Source organism: Candidatus Pseudothioglobus sp. uisw_142, assembly GCF_059512465.1.
In genome coordinates, this window is sequence record NZ_CM183452.1 from 291579 (window position 1) to 306533 (window position 14955).

Below are 14955 nucleotides of genomic sequence, written 5' to 3' on the forward strand. Positions count from 1 at the left end.
TAAAAGCCTTTTGTAAAGCGCAAATCGAGCTTAATTCAACAAAAATCTTCAACACTAAAACGAAATATACCATATTGATTGGAGTGAATGTTTCCAATATTGGAACAAAAGCAATGCATTTATTTTGATTCTAAAATTTATTGATAGTTTAATAATTTCAAAATAAATTAAACATTCATAAAAAAAAGGCGGCTATAAGCCGCCTTTTTAAAACTAATAGTTATTAGTCTTCTACCTTTTCGCCCATAATGGCGCTCAAAATTAAAACAGTTAAACCACCCGTTGTAATTGCCGAGCTAAAGATGCTGCCCATGAGCTTGCCGAATGTACCGCCAATATTGCTCGCTAAAGCGCCAGCAAATTGCGGCACTAAGAGAACACCTAGGCCCATACCAAATGAAACGGCTAGGATCAACATATTTCGACGGTTCATGTCAACTGTTGAGAGAATTTTAATTCCCGCAATAGCGACCGTACCAAACATCACGATAGTTGCACCGCCAAGAACTGACGCTGGAAGTGCCCTTAATATTGAGCCTACATGGGGAAATAAGCCCATTAGTATTAAGATTCCACCAATCCACACACCTACATGACGACTAGCAATACCAGTCAGATGAATCACACCATTATTTTGACTGAAAGTTGTATTTGGAAAAGTATTAAAAACTGCAGCAATCGCAGAATTAACTCCGTCACCTAGGACACCATTCTTGATTCGATTGATATAGCCCTCACCTTTAACATCTTGCTTGGATATCATGCAGTTTGCAGTTATATCACCAGAAGATTCAATGGCTGTAATGACATATATTAGCGCAATAGGTATGAACGCAATAATATCAAAATCAAATCCATACCTAAATGGTATAGGGATGCTTATAGATTCTTGAACAGCAAATACTTGACTTGTATTTACTTCTCCCATGACTAAGGCAATAATAAATCCAATTACTAAGCCAATAACAATTGAAGATAAACGGATCCATTGATTATTTGAGCGGTTCAAAATAATGATTGAGATCATCACTATAAAGCCAAGTGCTATTTTAGATAATGAGCCCCAGAACTCAGGTTTATTATCTAGTAACCACTGTCCACCACCTAGATCAGTCAAGCCAACTTTGATGAGGCTGATTCCAATGATTGTTATTACTGTTCCAGTCACGATTGGTGTGATGAGTTTTCTGAGTTGCGGTAGAAACTGGCTCAAGCCGATTTCTATAAATGCTCCCAAGAAACAAACACCCATAATCATTGCAAGAATTTCCTCTGGTCCACCGCCTTGTGCTTTCGCTAAAAAGCCGGCTGCAAGAACTGAGCTAAGAAACGCAAAGCTTGTTCCCTGGACACAGATCATTCCAGCACCAACATTCATTGGTTTTTTAGCTTGGATGATTGTGCCAACGCCTGAGACCATCAGCGCCATACTGATTAGATAAGGTATTTGCTCACCTAGTCCAAGTGCACCACCAATGATTAAGGTCGGCGTTATAACACCAACAAAACTTGCAAGCACGTGTTGAAGTGCGGCAAAGAACTTTTCAGCAGTTGGCGGATCTGCCTCGAGTTCGTAAATTAACTCTGAATCACTCATATTAACTCCCCTTTAAGTTATTAAGATAATTATCAACACTAATTGTTGACAAATAAAATATTAACATATTTTTTTATGGTTTTTAATAAACTCTGCGTTTATATTGATCAGTGAAAGTTTTTAATTAAAGGTATAAAATTGTAGGCTATGTTATTCCAAGTATATGTAAACAATATTTATGAATAAATCGAATATTTCTAATGAAACTCTTGATCAGTTAAAGTCAATTGTTGGTATTGATAATTTTATTGATGATGTTAATGATATGAACTCCTATCTAAGTGACTGGCGTAATCAATTTCATGGTTTGTCACCGCTAATCTTAAAACCTTGCAATACCGAGGTGGTTTCAAAAATATTAAAGATATGTAATGAAAATAATGTTGCGATAGTTCCTCAAGGCGGAAATACAGGGTTAGTTGGAGGAAGTACTCCTAGTAGTCTAGGCAATGAAGTTATCATATCTTTGGAAAAAATGAATAAAATCATTCATACCGATCCAATTAATTACACTATGACTCTTGAGGCAGGATGTGTTTTGTCGAATGTGCAAAATGCGGCCTTAAATGATGATCGATTCTTTCCACTCAGCCTCGCAGCAGAAGGATCTTGTCAAATTGGGGGAAATTTAGCAACCAATGCTGGTGGAACTGGAGTGCTTCGTTATGGTAATGCAAAAGAACTTGTTCTAGGTCTTGAAGTCGTCTTGGCTGATGGTTCAATCATTAATTCACTCAAAAACTTAAGAAAAGATAATACAGGTTATGACCTTAAACAATTATTTTTGGGTTCAGAGGGTACATTAGGAATTATTACTAAAGCAGTGATTAAATTATTTCCAATTCCAATAAATAAAGTCACTTCAATTGTAGCCATTCCAAATATTGAATCAACAGTTGACCTTCTTGCGAGTTTCAGAGAAAAAACTGGAGATAGGATCAGTGCATTTGAATATATTGATAAGAATTGTATTGACTTATTATTAAACAAGTTACAAATTAAAAATATTTTTAATAGGTTTTTTGAACACTATGCATTAATTGAGCTTTCTTCTAGTTATAAAAATGAAAATTTAATGATGCTATTGGAGGATGCAATTTCAAGTTCAATTGAAGATGGGAGTGTTATTGATGCTATTGTTGCTTCAAATGAAACTCAAGCTGCCCAGTTTTGGAATTTGCGTGAGTCGCTACCAGGACTTCTTAAAAATAATGGTGATTTTATTACCTTTGACTTATCTGTCTCAATATCAATGCTGCCTGCATTAATTAAAAAAACAACTAAGGCATGTAATGACCTTTGTAAAAATTCTAAAGCTTACATCTTTGGACATGTAGGAGATGGAAATATTCATTACTATTTGTTTAAACCTGAAGAATTGACTATAAATGAATTTTTGCATCTTAAGGATGAAATAAAAACATCCCTTTATGATATTACTAATGAACTTGATGGCAGTCATAGCGCTGAACATGGTATTGGACTTGCAAAAAAAGAGGAATTAAAAAAATACAGCTCTAAGTCTGAATTTGAATTAATGAACTTGATAAAAAAATCTATTGATCCAAATAATATTTTGAATCCAGGTAAGGTTTTGTAGAAGTAAGAAAGATGGTGCCCGGAGCCGGAATCGAACCGGCACGGAGTTTAACCTCCGCAGGATTTTAAGTCCTGTGTGTCTACCAATTTCACCACCCGGGCAGAGATGTTTGGAGAACGGCAAATTATATACTATCGATATTAATTATTTTTATCATTTGTTATGGAAGCTACTATCAAAATCTTAAAATCTTTCATTAAGCCATTCAATAAATTGTGCGGTAGTTTGATCCCGATTGATTTCGTTTAAAGTTTCATGACGAGTGCCCTCTAAAATTGAACTAGTGACATCTTTCATGCCCAGATTTTTAAGTTTTGTAGCAAGTTTAATCATATCCCTTCCATTGTTTGTGCATGGGTCTTCAGCACCTCCAATAATATGAACTGGAAGGTTATTAGATAATCTTATTAGGTTATTTTTATGTCCTGCATAAAAAACACCCTCAAGGATATCCCTCCACATTGATATGGATGCTTCAAAACCGCAAAGGGGGTCATCTATATAAAGGTCAACTTCTTTCTCATCTTGTGAGAGCCAGTCAAATTCAGTTCGATTGGGTTTAAATTTAGCATTCCAAGCCCCAAAAGAGAGCTTCCAAGCAAAGAGGCTTGGTAGTTGAGGTTTCCTAAAAATTGATTCGAGAGATAGAATAACTCTAGATGCTCTTGGCAAAAAACCAGTTTCAATTCCACTATTCCAGCAAGCTATTGCACTAACTTGCTCAGGATATTTTAGAGCAAAATTCAAATTAATAATGGAGCCAAGAGAGTGCCCAAAGCAAATGACGGGTTTATTAGGGTGTCTTTTTTTTGCCAGCTTTACTATTTCATTTTGATCTTCTAGGATTAACTCAAAGCCGTTTAACTTGGCAAATACGCCTTGAGGCGCATCATGAGCTAGTGTCTGACCATGACCCCTCATATCATGAGTGTAGACTGCATAGCCTGATTTACAGAGTTCATTTGCAAACCTTTTGTACCTCAGGGCATGCTCAACCATTCCATGAGAAATATGTATGATCGCCCTTACCTCACTATTTGGAATAAGACTGTAGAGATTAATTTGAGATCCAGTTTGACTTTGGTAAATTTCACTTTTCATAAATATAGCCTTTCTTTCAGAGTGCAAAATAATTCTGTAAAATTTACTATTTTAAAGTGCAATTATTAAGGATATTTCTTTGATCATTAAATTAATATTGGTTTTGTTATTAGGCTGGACTGGGTTTAGTCTTATTAAAAGGTTAAAGGGTTCAAACTCAAATCGATCATCTCAAAAAGGCGCTGGTCAAAAAATGGTTGCCTGTGTCATTTGTGATACTCATGTTCCTGAGTCTGATGTTGTTACTAAAAATGGTAAAAATTACTGCTCAAAAGAGCATGCGGAGTAAATTGAAGTGAAGTTTCTATTAGATTTTGGCCCTATCGTTCTATTTTTCATAGTTTATAAGTACTATGGACTTTATGCAGCAATTTACGCAATGATTGCATCTACATTTGTTCAAATTATGTACTCAAGGGTAACAACTGGAAAATTTGTTACATCACAGGTTCTCACTTTTGCTCTTCTTGTGGTTTTTGGAGGGATTAGTATCGTTCTCAGAGATCCAGCATTTGTAATGTGGAAGGTGAGTGTTCTCTATGTAATTTTTGCTTTAGTTTTGATTGGAAGTAACTATGTAGGGAGTAAAACTTTACTTGAAAGAATGATGGGAAAGGAGCTTCAGTTGCCCAGAAACACATGGGTTAATTTAACTTGGTTTTGGAGTTTGGGATTTATTATTATTGCCATCATTAACGCTTTTTTTGTCAATACAGCTCTCAGCGCGAGAAATCTATTCTTAAATAGTGGTTCAATAGTTGATCCTAAGATAGATCTGAAGAATTTAGACTGTAGCCTGAGCCCGCTTGAAAGCCTTTGCTTAATAGCTCAAAGCTCAGAAGAATCTTGGGTGAACTTTAAATTGTTTGGTACCTTAGGGCTTACTTTAGTTTTAATCATCATTACAGTATTAATGCTCAGTAAGCACATTAAAGAGAAGCAAACTGATTCCTAGTTAATTTCTTATATAGTTTAAATCTTCAAATTGGAGAGATCCTTGTCAAAAATAGGGGCACTTGTAGCATATAAAAGCAAACCAGCAAAAGTGGTCTCTGCAACAACGCATAAATATGAGATCACTTTTTCAGATGGCACTAGCCAGAAAGTAAGAGAGAAAGATTTTCGTCTTATTCATCCTGAATTTAATACAATCAACCAAGATTGCCCTGATGTAGATGCTTCAATTTTGTTCGATTTGGATGCTGAGTCATTGCCACTTCAGGAGATTACTGAATGGCTTTTCGATGACTTTACCCCACAAAATGCCTGGTATGTTTACTTGATGAGTGAAGATAGTTTATATTTTTACTGGAATCAGGATTTATTGGTTCTTAGAACTCCAGAGCAAATTCAATCAATTAAGAATCAAAGAAAAGATAAAGCACTAGAACAAGAAAGCCTAAATAGGTGTATTAAAAACCTAGAAAATAATTTATTTGATGATGATGATATTTTTTGGATTAATGAGGTAGAGCAGGTCGCCCTAAATCAGTCAAAGCACTCTAAGGTAATGAGTGCTTTATCAATCGAAAATTTACCAGAAAATGCCCACTTATTACTTCTTAATATCAATTATTGGTCAGAGCTCAATAATCCCTACCCTCAGAGAAATAAAATTTATTCTGATGAAGATTTAGAGTTTGACGCAGTCAAGGTAGACAGAAAAGATTTAACCCACCTGACATGTCTTGCAATTGATAATAGCTATTCCAGTGATGCAGATGATGCAATCAGTATCGATGGAGACAGAGTTTGGATTCATATTGCAGATGTAGCAAGTTTTGTAGATATTGATAGTGAGCTTGATATTTTCGCAAGGAAAAGGATATCTAATCTTTATCTTCCAGATCAAATTTTTCACATGCTTCCCCCAATGCTTTCAGAGGCTTGTTCACTCGGAGCTAATCATTTATCAAACGCTATTTCGATTGGGTTCTTGCTCAATGAATTTGAAGTCAATGATATACAAATTTACTTAAGTCAAATTAAAGTGACAAAAATGAGCTATGAGGAAGCTGATGAGGAAATCAATTCAAATAGCACTTTAGCAGCATTAAATGAAATCGCAAAAGCTCATAAAGCCTATAGAGATGGTAATGGCGCGATCCAACTCAATCTTCCAAATACTGATATAAAGCTTAAAGATAGTAAGGTTCATATTTTTCCTCAAAAAGATAGTGAGAGCAGAAATTTGGTTTCAGAGATGATGATTCTTGCGGGGCGAGTCATTGCAGAGTTTTCAATTGAGAATAGTATATCAATGCCATATCTATCGCAAGAGCCAGGAAATTTCAGTGATAAAGTTATTAATAATATTAATAAGCTTTCTCCTTCAAAAGCTTTTGAGGCTGCAAGAGGGTTCAATAGATCTAAATTATCTGTGAAGCACTCGTTACACTCAGGATTAGGTTTACAGGCTTATTTAAGGGTAACAAGCCCGATGAGGCGTTATCTTGATTTGCTTGTTCAGCAACAATTAGTTAGATTTATTAGTAAGAATGATTTACTAAATGAGACTGACATCAAAGAGCGAATTAAAGCGGTCAATGCGTCAGTTTCAAAAATCAATAAAGCCACTAGGCAGAGTGTTGAGCACTTCAGGTGTGTTTATTTCAAACAAAATAAACAATGGGAAGGAGAGGGCGTCATTGTTGAAGTTAAAGGCCAGAAGGCTTCTGTATTAATTCCTGAGCTTGCAATGATTGCTCAAGTCAAATTCAAATCAAAAGTTGAGTTAGAAGAGGAGATTAAGCTGAAGGTTATTTCAAGTAATTTGTTTGAGAGATCAATTGATTTCAAGCCACTCTAGCTTGTTATCTAACTTTATTGCATTACCTTTTTGAGTCGACCAGTCACCTAAAACATGCCTAGTGTAATTGGAATCATTATGGGTATTTTGTCTGTGCGTATGCCCATGAATGAGATCATAGCCAGGGTATTTGGACATCAATAAATCGGTTGTATTTTGATTAACATCCATAATTTTTTCAGATTTATAAGCCTGGGCCTCAATACTTTTCTTTCGCAGTTGTCCTGTTAACTTAAGGCGAGTATTTTTTGATAAATTTAAAAAAATGAACTGAATGATAGGGCTTCTGAGAACCTTTTTTAATTTTTGATAGTTAATATCGTCAGTACAAAGGCTATCTCCATGGATTAGAAGGTATTTTTTTGAGTTATGCTCGAGTTCAAATGGTTCTTTGATTAACTGACAACCAGATTCTTTTTCAAAATTTTTTGATAGTAAAAAATCACGATTACCAGCCATCACAAAAACATTTGTTTTTTCTGAAAGATCTTTAAGTATCGATGTGATCACTTTATAGCTTGATAGGGATACATCATCCCCAATCCAAGAGTTAAAAAGATCACCTAAGATAAAAAGTTGATCAACTTTTGAGGCATGCTCATTACAAAAATTTTCAAACAGCTTGACCTTATCCAGCTCAACATTGGTTAGATGGAGGTCAGAAATGATTAATGTACTCAGCATATTTTATTAGCGTTAGAATTTATCTAGCGCAATGAAATTAATCTTGTATCGTTGCCTTTGTAATAATAACAGCTTCGCCTGGGACATCAGCATGTCCTCCAAGGTTGATTGTTTCTACTTTTTCAATCTTATCAACGATATCTTGACCAGCGATAACCTCACCAAAGACGCAGTATCCCCAGCCATCTTGTCCAGGAAAATCTAGGAACTGATTATCATTTGTATTTATAAAAAACTGTGAACTAGCAGAGTGTGGAGCCATTGTTCTAGCCATAGCAAGACTATATTTGACATTCTTTAAGCCATTCTTTGCTTCATTCTCAATTGTAGCTTTTGTCGTCTTTTGGACCATGTCTTCTGTCATACCACCACCTTGAATCATAAAGTTTGGAATCACTCTATGAAAAATAGTGCCATCAAAGAACCCTTCTTCAACATAATCGATGAAGTTTTTGGCAGTAATTGGTGCCTTTTCAGCATCAACAGTAATATGAATTTCACCCATATTGGTCTCTAAAATAATCATGTTTAATCTCAGTTAATTTAAAAGATGGAATTATAACTTATTTAGTTAACACTACTTTCATTAAGAGCAGTGTTCAAGTATAATTCATTCTTTTTTTTAACAATCATATTAGGATTTGTTATGTACGCAGTAATTAAAACAGGTGGCAAGCAGTACCGAGTATCTGAAGGTGAAACACTAAAGATTGAAAAGCTTGAAGTCGAGCCTGGAAAGAAAGTTACCTTTGACGAGGTGTTGATGGTTGCAGATGGTGACAAAGTTAAGGTCGGTTCGCCGCTCGTTGCAAAGGCAACTGTCGAAGCTAAAGTCATTTCTCAGGGTAAAGGTAAAAAAGTACATATTCTAAAATTTAAACGTCGTAAGCACTCCATGAAGCAACAAGGACATCGTCAGTTGTTCACAGAAGTACAGATCGATAAAATTAAAGCATAAGGAGTAATCTATGGCACATAAAAAAGCTGGCGGTAGTACTAATAACGGTAGAGATTCGGTATCTAAAAGACTTGGTGTTAAACGTTTTGGTGGTCAAGCAGTTCTTGCAGGAAATATTCTTGTTCGCCAAAGAGGTACAAAGTTCCATCCTGGAACTAATGTCAAGAAAGGGAAAGACGATACATTATTTGCAGTTGCTGATGGAAAAGTCCAATTTGAAAAGAAAGGCAAATTTAATCGTCAATATGTCTCAATTCAAACTGCATAATTGTTAGATATTTATTAATAAAAAAGCGCCTTCAGGCGCTTTTTTATTAATAATCTCATTTATAATTTAATTCATTATGAAATATTCAATCGTTTTTCCCGGTCAAGGATCACAATCTCTAGGAATGTTGTCTGATCTACATAGCAACTTTTCAGTTGTAGGTGAAGTTTTTCAGGAGGCAAGTGACTCTATTAGTGTTGATCTCTGGAAGATTCTAAATCAAGATCAAGAGGCGCTTAATCTTACTGAAAACACCCAGCCTGTTATGCTTGCTGCGGGGTATGCAACTTATAAAGTGTTGTCACAAGAGACTAACCTGTCTCCTATTTCTATGGCTGGACATAGTTTAGGGGAATACACTGCATTAGTAGCATCATGTGCTATGAGTTTTTATGATGCGATTCAATTAGTTAGAAAAAGAGGTGAGTTAATGCAAGCTGCTGTTCCAACTGGGACAGGTTCAATGGCAGCAATACTCGGACTTGAAGATGCTCTAATTATTGAAATATGTCAAAAAGCTAGTGAGAAGGGTGTAGTTGAAGCAGTTAACTTTAATTCTCCAGGCCAGGTCGTAATTGCTGGTGAAAAAGATGCAGTTGCCCATGCTTGTGAACTTATGAAAGAAGCTGGAGCGAAGCGTGCTTTGGTTCTTCCAGTTAGTGTTCCATCTCATTGTTCCCTAATGAAAGATGCCGCAGATAAATTTAAAACTTATATAGAGTTTGTTGATCTTAAGGCTGTAAATGTTAAAGTGATCCATAATGTTGATGCAGATTATGCAGGAGATATAAAAGATATAAAGGCTAAGTTAGTGGAGCAGCTTCATATGCCAGTTCTCTGGGCTTCATCTGTAAATAAAATGAAAGATTCAGGTGTAGAGAAACTGATTGAAGTTGGACCTGGTAAGGTTTTAACAGGACTTACAAGGCGTATTGATAAATCTTTAAGTGCTTCAGCTATAATAGATGTTGGTTCATTAAAATCTACAATCGAGGAGATATCAAATGCTTGATGGAAAATTAGTTCTTGTAACTGGAGCTTCTAGAGGTATTGGCAAAGCAATTGCTTTAACTTTGGGTAGAGATGGAGCAACTGTAATTGGAACAGCGACTACTGAATCTGGCGCTGAAAACATTTCAAAAGTTTTTGTTGACAAAAAAATATCTGGTAAAGGTATAAAACTAAATGTAACTGATAATGAACAAATTGCTAGTCTAGTTAAGACTGTAAATGAAGAATTTGGGCCTATTGATATTCTGATTAATAATGCTGGTATTACCAGAGATAATATCCTTCTTAGAATGAAAGATGATGAATGGGAGGATATTATTGACACAAATCTTTCTTCAGTATATAAGATGTCAAAATCTGTATTAAGAGGGATGATTAAAAACCGTTCAGGAAGAATTATTTCAATTACTTCAGTCGTTGGAGCTATGGGAAATGCCGGACAATCAAATTATGCAGCAGCTAAGGCAGGAATGATAGGCTTTACAAAGTCATTGGCAAGAGAAGTTGGAGTTAGGGGGATAACTGTGAATGCAATAGCGCCTGGGTTTATTGAAACTGACATGACAGATAACTTGCCCAATGATCAAAAGGAAGCCTTAGCATCGCAGATACCTATGGGAAGATTAGGAACTGCTGATGAAGTTGCAAATGCGGTTTTATTTTTAGCAGGGGATGGCGGATCTTATATTACTGGACAAACCCTCCATGTTAATGGTGGAATGTATACAGTTTAAAACGTTAGTTTTGGTTATCTCTTCTTGATTTAAAAAATAATTTTAATAACTCACTGCTTTCGTTTTCAAGAACTCCACCAGTTATAGAAATCTTGTGGTTAAAAAAGTTTTCTTTATTAAGGTTAATGCATGACCCGCAAACTCCAGTTTTAAAATCCGATGCACCAAATACAATTCTTTCAATGCGAGCGTGAATCATTGCACCAAAACACATAGTACATGGTTCAAGAGTTACATAAATCGTAGACCCGATTAATCTATAATTTTTTTGTTGTACACCAGCTTTTCTGAGAAGTTGGATTTCAGCATGAGCAGTAGGATCATTTGTTTTGATTGGTTGATTGTGCGATTGGGCAATTAATCTATCATTCTTAACAAGGACTGCACCAACTGGAATTTCATTTTCTTCCATAGCTAAATTAGCTTCATTTAAGGCAATTTGCATCCATTTTTCATCTTTACTCATAGATTAATTTTTCCAAAACATATTTTCAAATCCAATTACCTTGCGAAGCAAGATTAAAAGCAATCACAAACATAATTAATGCTATCAATAGATCAAGAGTTCTCCAGTGCGAAGGTTTTTGCATAATTGGAGCTAGTAATTTAGCCCCATAGGCGATAGTAAAAAACCAAATAAAGCTAGCAGTACAAGCTCCAATTGCAAAGTAAATTCTATTTATATCTAAGAATTGTTGAGATACTGATCCAATAAGAATCATTGTATCAAGATACACATGAGGATTTGCAAAAGTAAAAACTGCTACAATTGAGATTGCTTTTAGCAGACTACTTGGTTTAGGGATATTATTAACAGTAATAGAATTGTAAATTAATGCTGAGCGAATTCTTAATAATCCATAGCTAAAAAGCCATACAGCAGAAAAACCGAAAATTATGTTTGAAAATTCATTAATAAAATCTTTTAAAAAAAATGAAATACCTGCAATTCCAAGAATAATTAGTAGACTGTCAGAAATTGCACAAAATAAAGCTATATAAAATATATGATTTTTAAGTATTCCTGATCTTATTACATAAGCATTTTGTGCTCCAATAGCAACAATTAATGAAAGTCCAAGAAAGAGGCCTGTTAAAAAAGCTGATAACATTTCAAGGATATAATGTTGTGATAAACCAAAAATTGATTTTCAAATTATTCCCACTCAATAGTTGATGGAGGCTTACCAGAAATATCATAGACCACTCTAGAGACTCGAGAAATTTCATTCATAATGCGATTAGAAACATGATCTAAAAAATCATACGGAAGTCTTGCCCATCTTGCAGTCATAAAGTCAACTGTTTGGACAGCACGAAGCGCTATAACATAATCATATCTTCTTTCATCTCCAGTAACTCCTACTGATTTAACTGGAAGGAAGACTGCAAAGGCTTGGTCAACTGCATCATAAAGCTTTTGATTATTGAGTTCTTCCATAAAAATATGATCAGCTTTCCTGAGAATCTCAGCAAACTCTTCTTTAATTGGCCCTAAAATTCTTACACCAAGTCCTGGCCCAGGGAATGGATGGCGATAAAGCATTTTCTTAGGAAGGCCAAGCTTTAATCCTATTTCTCTTACCTCATCCTTAAATAGCTCCTTGAGTGGCTCAACTAACTCAAATTGTAAGTCTTCTGGAAGACCACCAACATTATGATGAGATTTAATTACTTTAGCCTTGCCTGATGCAGCACCTGCTGATTCAATAACATCAGGATAAATAGTGCCTTGAGCTAGAAAATTAACATTTTTTAATTTTTCAGACTCTTCTTTAAAAATTTCAACAAATGCATTCCCTATAATTTTTCTTTTAAGTTCAGGGTTGCTTTCATTTGACAATGCATTAAAAAAATACTTCTGAGCATTAGCTCTAATAACTTTCACTCCCAAGTTTTCACTAAAGGTATTCATTACTTCGTCACCTTCATTGAGCCTTAGTAATCCATTATCAACAAAAACGCATGTAAGTTGATCGCCAATAGCTTTTTGAAGAAGAACAGCTACCACAGAAGAGTCAACACCACCAGAAAGAGCTAATAGAACTTTTTGTTGACCAACTTGGACTTTAATTTTTTTAATAAGATTTTCAATAATACTCTCTGTAGTCCATTTTTTTTCACATTGACAAATATCAGTAATAAATCTTTCAAGAATATGGATCCCTTTTTTTGTATGAGTGACCTCAGGATGAAATTGAAGTCCGTAATAATTTTTTTCATGATTTGCAAAACCAGCTATAGGGCAGTTATCAGAGGATGCAATAAGTTCAAATCCAGGTGGTAACTTTGTCACTTCAATACCATGACTCATCCAGACATTAAGAAATTCATTACCATCAGAATTTGTCTCATCATTTATTTCAGTCAAGAGTTTAGAGTGATTTCTAGCACGAATTTTGGCAAAACCAAACTCAGCTTTTTCTGCACTTTTTGCATCTCCTCCTAACTGAATCGCCATTGTCTGCATGCCATAACAAATTCCTAAAATGGGAACTTCAAGATCAAATGCAATTTTGGGAGCTCTTGCTGATTTTTTATCTTTTACAGAGTCAGGACCTCCAGAAAGAATAATTCCACTGGGATTGAATTTTTCAATAAAATGTGGACTAACATCATAAGGAAGTAGTTCGCAATATACCCCAATCTCTCTTATCCTTCGTGCAATTAACTGTGTGTACTGAGAGCCAAAATCTAGAATTAGGATTTTATGATGATGTATGTTTGGCATAATGAAAACTTGCAGTTGAAAATTATTTATTTATAGTTGTTATTTTAATGAAAATTAAAGATCGTTACATTGCTAAAACTCTTTTAACTTATTCACTAGTTGTTCTTTTAGTTTGGTTAAGTATTTATGGTTTTTTTAATTTTTTATCTGAGCTTAATAGTGTTGGAACTCTTGACTATACGATTCTTGAAGCGATTAAATATATCATATTGCAGATGCCAGAAGTGGCATATGAACAAGTCTCTCCAGTAATACTACTTGGATGTGTTTTAGGTATGGGGCATCTTGCAACGACTGGCCAGTTGATTATTTTAAGGGCCTCAGGTATTTCTATTTTGAAAATTACTTGGGTTACTCTTAAAAATGCACTTATTTTCTTAACTGTAGTAATTGTTATTGGTGAAGCAATCGCACCAATTCTAACTAATTATGCTGAAATTCAACGAGCTAAAGCTTTAGGTCAAAATACTTTGTCAAAAAGCCAAGATGGATTTTGGATTAGGGATGGAGATAGCTTTATCAATGTAGAAAATAATGTTGATGGAAGTTTATTTAATGGAATAACAGTTATTGAAGTTAATAATTCTAATAAAGTTGAGAGAATTGTTGAGTCTGAAAGTGCAATATTTGATGGTCAAACACTTGAAATGGATTTGACAAATATTTTCTCCATAAATTCTAGGAATATTTTTGAAGATATTAATACAAAAGAGCGTAATTTATACAAAAAGATAGTTGCTTTTGATCAAGATTTAATTGATAGTCTTGAAAAAGAACCAAAAGATCTCTCAACTTTCAGCATTATTAAGCAAATTCAATTTTTAAAAGATAATAAGTTAAGGGCTAATATATTTGAGGTGGAGTTAAATAAAAGACTTGTAAAGCCATTAACACTTGTTGCTATGATTTTGCTAGCTATGTTATTTATATTTGGATCTACTAGAGATGCAACTCTTGGTAGAAAAATTTTTTTTGGAGTTTCAATTGGCTTGTCATTTGAGCTTATATCTCGAATTGGTGGGGCGATAGCATTGAGTTTTGATATTAGCTCATTGATTAGTTCTTTCGCTCCACCTTTGGTATTAATGTTAATTGCAATTATTATATTGGTAAAAAAATCAATTCGATAAAAAATGTCACAGGCTGAAATAAAGACTTCACATCAAAAGCTTAAGCTTCCTAACTATTATGATGTCCTTTTATTAAATGATGACTATACTTCGATGGAATTTGTAGTAGAAGTGTTAAGAAAGTTTTTTCATAAAGAGTTTCTAGCGGCAGAAGCAATAATGCTTAAAATACATATTGATGGTGAGGCAGTTTGTGGAACATATTCGTATGATGTTGCCCAAACTAAAGTATCTCAGGTTATTGAGTACTCTCGTAAAATGGATCAGCCACTAATGTCAGTTCTCAGGGAAGTAGCAGCTTAGTTTTAGATTAATTTTTAGGAGTTTTTATT

At 34.6% G+C, this 14955-nt stretch carries 17 protein-coding genes and 1 tRNA gene; 10 read left to right on the forward strand and 8 right to left on the reverse strand.

Going from position 1 to position 14955, the window contains the following annotated elements:
* Nucleotides 1-223 precede the first annotated feature (223 nt).
* Nucleotides 224-1597, reverse strand: coding sequence for a solute carrier family 23 protein (locus AC5YGB_RS01490; protein ID WP_496137522.1), 1374 nt, complete (start codon nucleotides 1595-1597; stop codon nucleotides 224-226).
* Between the two features lie 178 nt (nucleotides 1598-1775).
* On the opposite strand from AC5YGB_RS01490, the gene AC5YGB_RS01495 reads away from it, so the two are divergent.
* Complete coding sequence (locus tag AC5YGB_RS01495) at nucleotides 1776-3197, forward strand: FAD-linked oxidase C-terminal domain-containing protein (RefSeq protein ID WP_496137523.1); 1422 nt, start codon at nucleotides 1776-1778, stop codon at nucleotides 3195-3197.
* A 12-nt stretch (nucleotides 3198-3209) separates the two neighbouring features.
* Here AC5YGB_RS01495 and AC5YGB_RS01500 read toward each other — a convergent pair.
* Both AC5YGB_RS01500 and AC5YGB_RS01505 read right to left on the reverse strand, forming a co-directional pair.
* Nucleotides 3210-3298, reverse strand: a tRNA-Leu gene (locus AC5YGB_RS01500).
* Between the two features lie 82 nt (nucleotides 3299-3380).
* Complete coding sequence (locus AC5YGB_RS01505) at nucleotides 3381-4298, reverse strand: alpha/beta fold hydrolase (protein WP_496137524.1); 918 nt, start codon at nucleotides 4296-4298, stop codon at nucleotides 3381-3383.
* Between the two features lie 79 nt (nucleotides 4299-4377).
* Between AC5YGB_RS01505 and AC5YGB_RS01510 the strand changes: the two genes are divergently transcribed.
* From AC5YGB_RS01510 to AC5YGB_RS01520, 3 genes are read left to right on the forward strand one after another with little or no spacing between them, the layout of a single operon-like run.
* Nucleotides 4378-4587 carry a PP0621 family protein gene (locus AC5YGB_RS01510; RefSeq protein WP_496137525.1) on the forward strand — a complete coding sequence of 70 codons (210 nt, stop codon included), beginning with the start codon at nucleotides 4378-4380 and terminating at the stop codon, nucleotides 4585-4587.
* Nucleotides 4588-4593: 6 nt separating this feature from the next.
* Nucleotides 4594-5253 carry a septation protein IspZ gene (locus AC5YGB_RS01515; protein ID WP_496137526.1) on the forward strand — a complete coding sequence of 220 codons (660 nt, stop codon included), beginning with the start codon at nucleotides 4594-4596 and terminating at the stop codon, nucleotides 5251-5253.
* A 42-nt stretch (nucleotides 5254-5295) separates the two neighbouring features.
* Nucleotides 5296-7107, forward strand: a complete 1812-nt coding sequence (locus tag AC5YGB_RS01520; protein WP_496137527.1) for an RNB domain-containing ribonuclease — start codon at nucleotides 5296-5298, stop codon at nucleotides 7105-7107.
* On the opposite strand, the gene AC5YGB_RS01525 is transcribed toward AC5YGB_RS01520, so the two are convergent.
* Both AC5YGB_RS01525 and AC5YGB_RS01530 read right to left on the reverse strand, forming a co-directional pair.
* Nucleotides 7084-7791: a UDP-2,3-diacylglucosamine diphosphatase gene (locus AC5YGB_RS01525; RefSeq protein ID WP_496137528.1), complete on the reverse strand. Its 708-nt coding sequence runs from the start codon at nucleotides 7789-7791 to the stop codon at nucleotides 7084-7086. The two genes, AC5YGB_RS01520 and AC5YGB_RS01525, sit on opposite strands and share 24 nt — an antisense overlap.
* 37 nt (nucleotides 7792-7828) lie before the next feature.
* Nucleotides 7829-8317, reverse strand: a complete 489-nt coding sequence (locus AC5YGB_RS01530; protein WP_496137529.1) for a peptidylprolyl isomerase — start codon at nucleotides 8315-8317, stop codon at nucleotides 7829-7831.
* 120 nt (nucleotides 8318-8437) lie between these two features.
* Between AC5YGB_RS01530 and rplU the strand changes: the two genes are divergently transcribed.
* The 4 genes from rplU (at nucleotide 8438) to fabG (ending at nucleotide 10762) form a co-directional block, all read left to right on the forward strand.
* Nucleotides 8438-8749, forward strand: a complete 312-nt coding sequence (gene rplU, locus AC5YGB_RS01535; RefSeq protein ID WP_020028509.1) for a 50S ribosomal protein L21 — start codon at nucleotides 8438-8440, stop codon at nucleotides 8747-8749.
* A 10-nt stretch (nucleotides 8750-8759) separates the two neighbouring features.
* Nucleotides 8760-9017, forward strand: a complete 258-nt coding sequence (gene rpmA, locus AC5YGB_RS01540; protein WP_020024764.1) for a 50S ribosomal protein L27 — start codon at nucleotides 8760-8762, stop codon at nucleotides 9015-9017.
* A gap of 76 nt (nucleotides 9018-9093) precedes the next feature.
* On the forward strand, nucleotides 9094-10029 hold the full coding sequence (fabD, locus tag AC5YGB_RS01545; protein WP_496137530.1) for an ACP S-malonyltransferase: 936 nt from the start codon (nucleotides 9094-9096) through the stop codon (nucleotides 10027-10029).
* Nucleotides 10022-10762, forward strand: coding sequence for a 3-oxoacyl-ACP reductase FabG (gene fabG / locus AC5YGB_RS01550; protein WP_496137531.1), 741 nt, complete (start codon nucleotides 10022-10024; stop codon nucleotides 10760-10762). The genes fabD and fabG overlap by 8 nt, the downstream gene beginning before the upstream one ends.
* A 4-nt stretch (nucleotides 10763-10766) precedes the next feature.
* Here fabG and tadA read toward each other — a convergent pair whose 3' ends face one another.
* Genes tadA through guaA form a run of 3 tightly spaced genes read right to left on the reverse strand, consistent with a single transcriptional unit; the run spans nucleotide 10767 to nucleotide 13493 of the window.
* The gene (gene tadA, locus AC5YGB_RS01555; protein ID WP_496137532.1) at nucleotides 10767-11228 is read right to left on the reverse strand and encodes a tRNA adenosine(34) deaminase TadA; all 462 of its coding nucleotides are present in this window, start codon (nucleotides 11226-11228) and stop codon (nucleotides 10767-10769) included.
* Between the two features lie 25 nt (nucleotides 11229-11253).
* Nucleotides 11254-11874: a LysE family transporter gene (locus tag AC5YGB_RS01560; protein ID WP_496137533.1), complete on the reverse strand. Its 621-nt coding sequence runs from the start codon at nucleotides 11872-11874 to the stop codon at nucleotides 11254-11256.
* 44 nt (nucleotides 11875-11918) lie between these two features.
* A complete protein-coding gene (gene guaA, locus AC5YGB_RS01565; protein ID WP_496137534.1) occupies nucleotides 11919-13493 on the reverse strand; it encodes a glutamine-hydrolyzing GMP synthase in 1575 nt (524 codons plus the stop codon).
* Nucleotides 13494-13540: 47 nt separating this feature from the next.
* On the opposite strand from guaA, the gene lptG reads away from it, so the two are divergent.
* A complete protein-coding gene (gene lptG / locus AC5YGB_RS01570; RefSeq protein ID WP_496137535.1) occupies nucleotides 13541-14623 on the forward strand; it encodes an LPS export ABC transporter permease LptG in 1083 nt (360 codons plus the stop codon).
* A gap of 3 nt (nucleotides 14624-14626) precedes the next feature.
* The gene (clpS, locus tag AC5YGB_RS01575; protein ID WP_496137536.1) at nucleotides 14627-14926 is read left to right on the forward strand and encodes an ATP-dependent Clp protease adapter ClpS; all 300 of its coding nucleotides are present in this window, start codon (nucleotides 14627-14629) and stop codon (nucleotides 14924-14926) included.
* The last annotated feature ends 29 nt before the right edge of the window (nucleotides 14927-14955 follow it).

Coding starts and splice junctions, on each gene's coding strand:
- AC5YGB_RS01490 (WP_496137522.1), bottom strand. CDS start 1,597: ATGAGTGATTCAGAGTTAATTTACGAACTCGAGGCAGATCCGCCAACT.
- AC5YGB_RS01495 (WP_496137523.1), top strand. CDS start 1,776: ATGAATAAATCGAATATTTCTAATGAAACTCTTGATCAGTTAAAGTCA.
- AC5YGB_RS01505 (WP_496137524.1), bottom strand. CDS start 4,298: ATGAAAAGTGAAATTTACCAAAGTCAAACTGGATCTCAAATTAATCTC.
- AC5YGB_RS01525 (WP_496137528.1), bottom strand. CDS start 7,791: ATGCTGAGTACATTAATCATTTCTGACCTCCATCTAACCAATGTTGAG.
- AC5YGB_RS01530 (WP_496137529.1), bottom strand. CDS start 8,317: ATGATTATTTTAGAGACCAATATGGGTGAAATTCATATTACTGTTGAT.
- rplU (WP_020028509.1), top strand. CDS start 8,438: ATGTACGCAGTAATTAAAACAGGTGGCAAGCAGTACCGAGTATCTGAA.
- rpmA (WP_020024764.1), top strand. CDS start 8,760: ATGGCACATAAAAAAGCTGGCGGTAGTACTAATAACGGTAGAGATTCG.
- fabD (WP_496137530.1), top strand. CDS start 9,094: ATGAAATATTCAATCGTTTTTCCCGGTCAAGGATCACAATCTCTAGGA.
- fabG (WP_496137531.1), top strand. CDS start 10,022: ATGCTTGATGGAAAATTAGTTCTTGTAACTGGAGCTTCTAGAGGTATT.
- tadA (WP_496137532.1), bottom strand. CDS start 11,228: ATGAGTAAAGATGAAAAATGGATGCAAATTGCCTTAAATGAAGCTAAT.
- AC5YGB_RS01560 (WP_496137533.1), bottom strand. CDS start 11,874: ATGTTATCAGCTTTTTTAACAGGCCTCTTTCTTGGACTTTCATTAATT.
- guaA (WP_496137534.1), bottom strand. CDS start 13,493: ATGCCAAACATACATCATCATAAAATCCTAATTCTAGATTTTGGCTCT.
- lptG (WP_496137535.1), top strand. CDS start 13,541: ATGAAAATTAAAGATCGTTACATTGCTAAAACTCTTTTAACTTATTCA.
- clpS (WP_496137536.1), top strand. CDS start 14,627: ATGTCACAGGCTGAAATAAAGACTTCACATCAAAAGCTTAAGCTTCCT.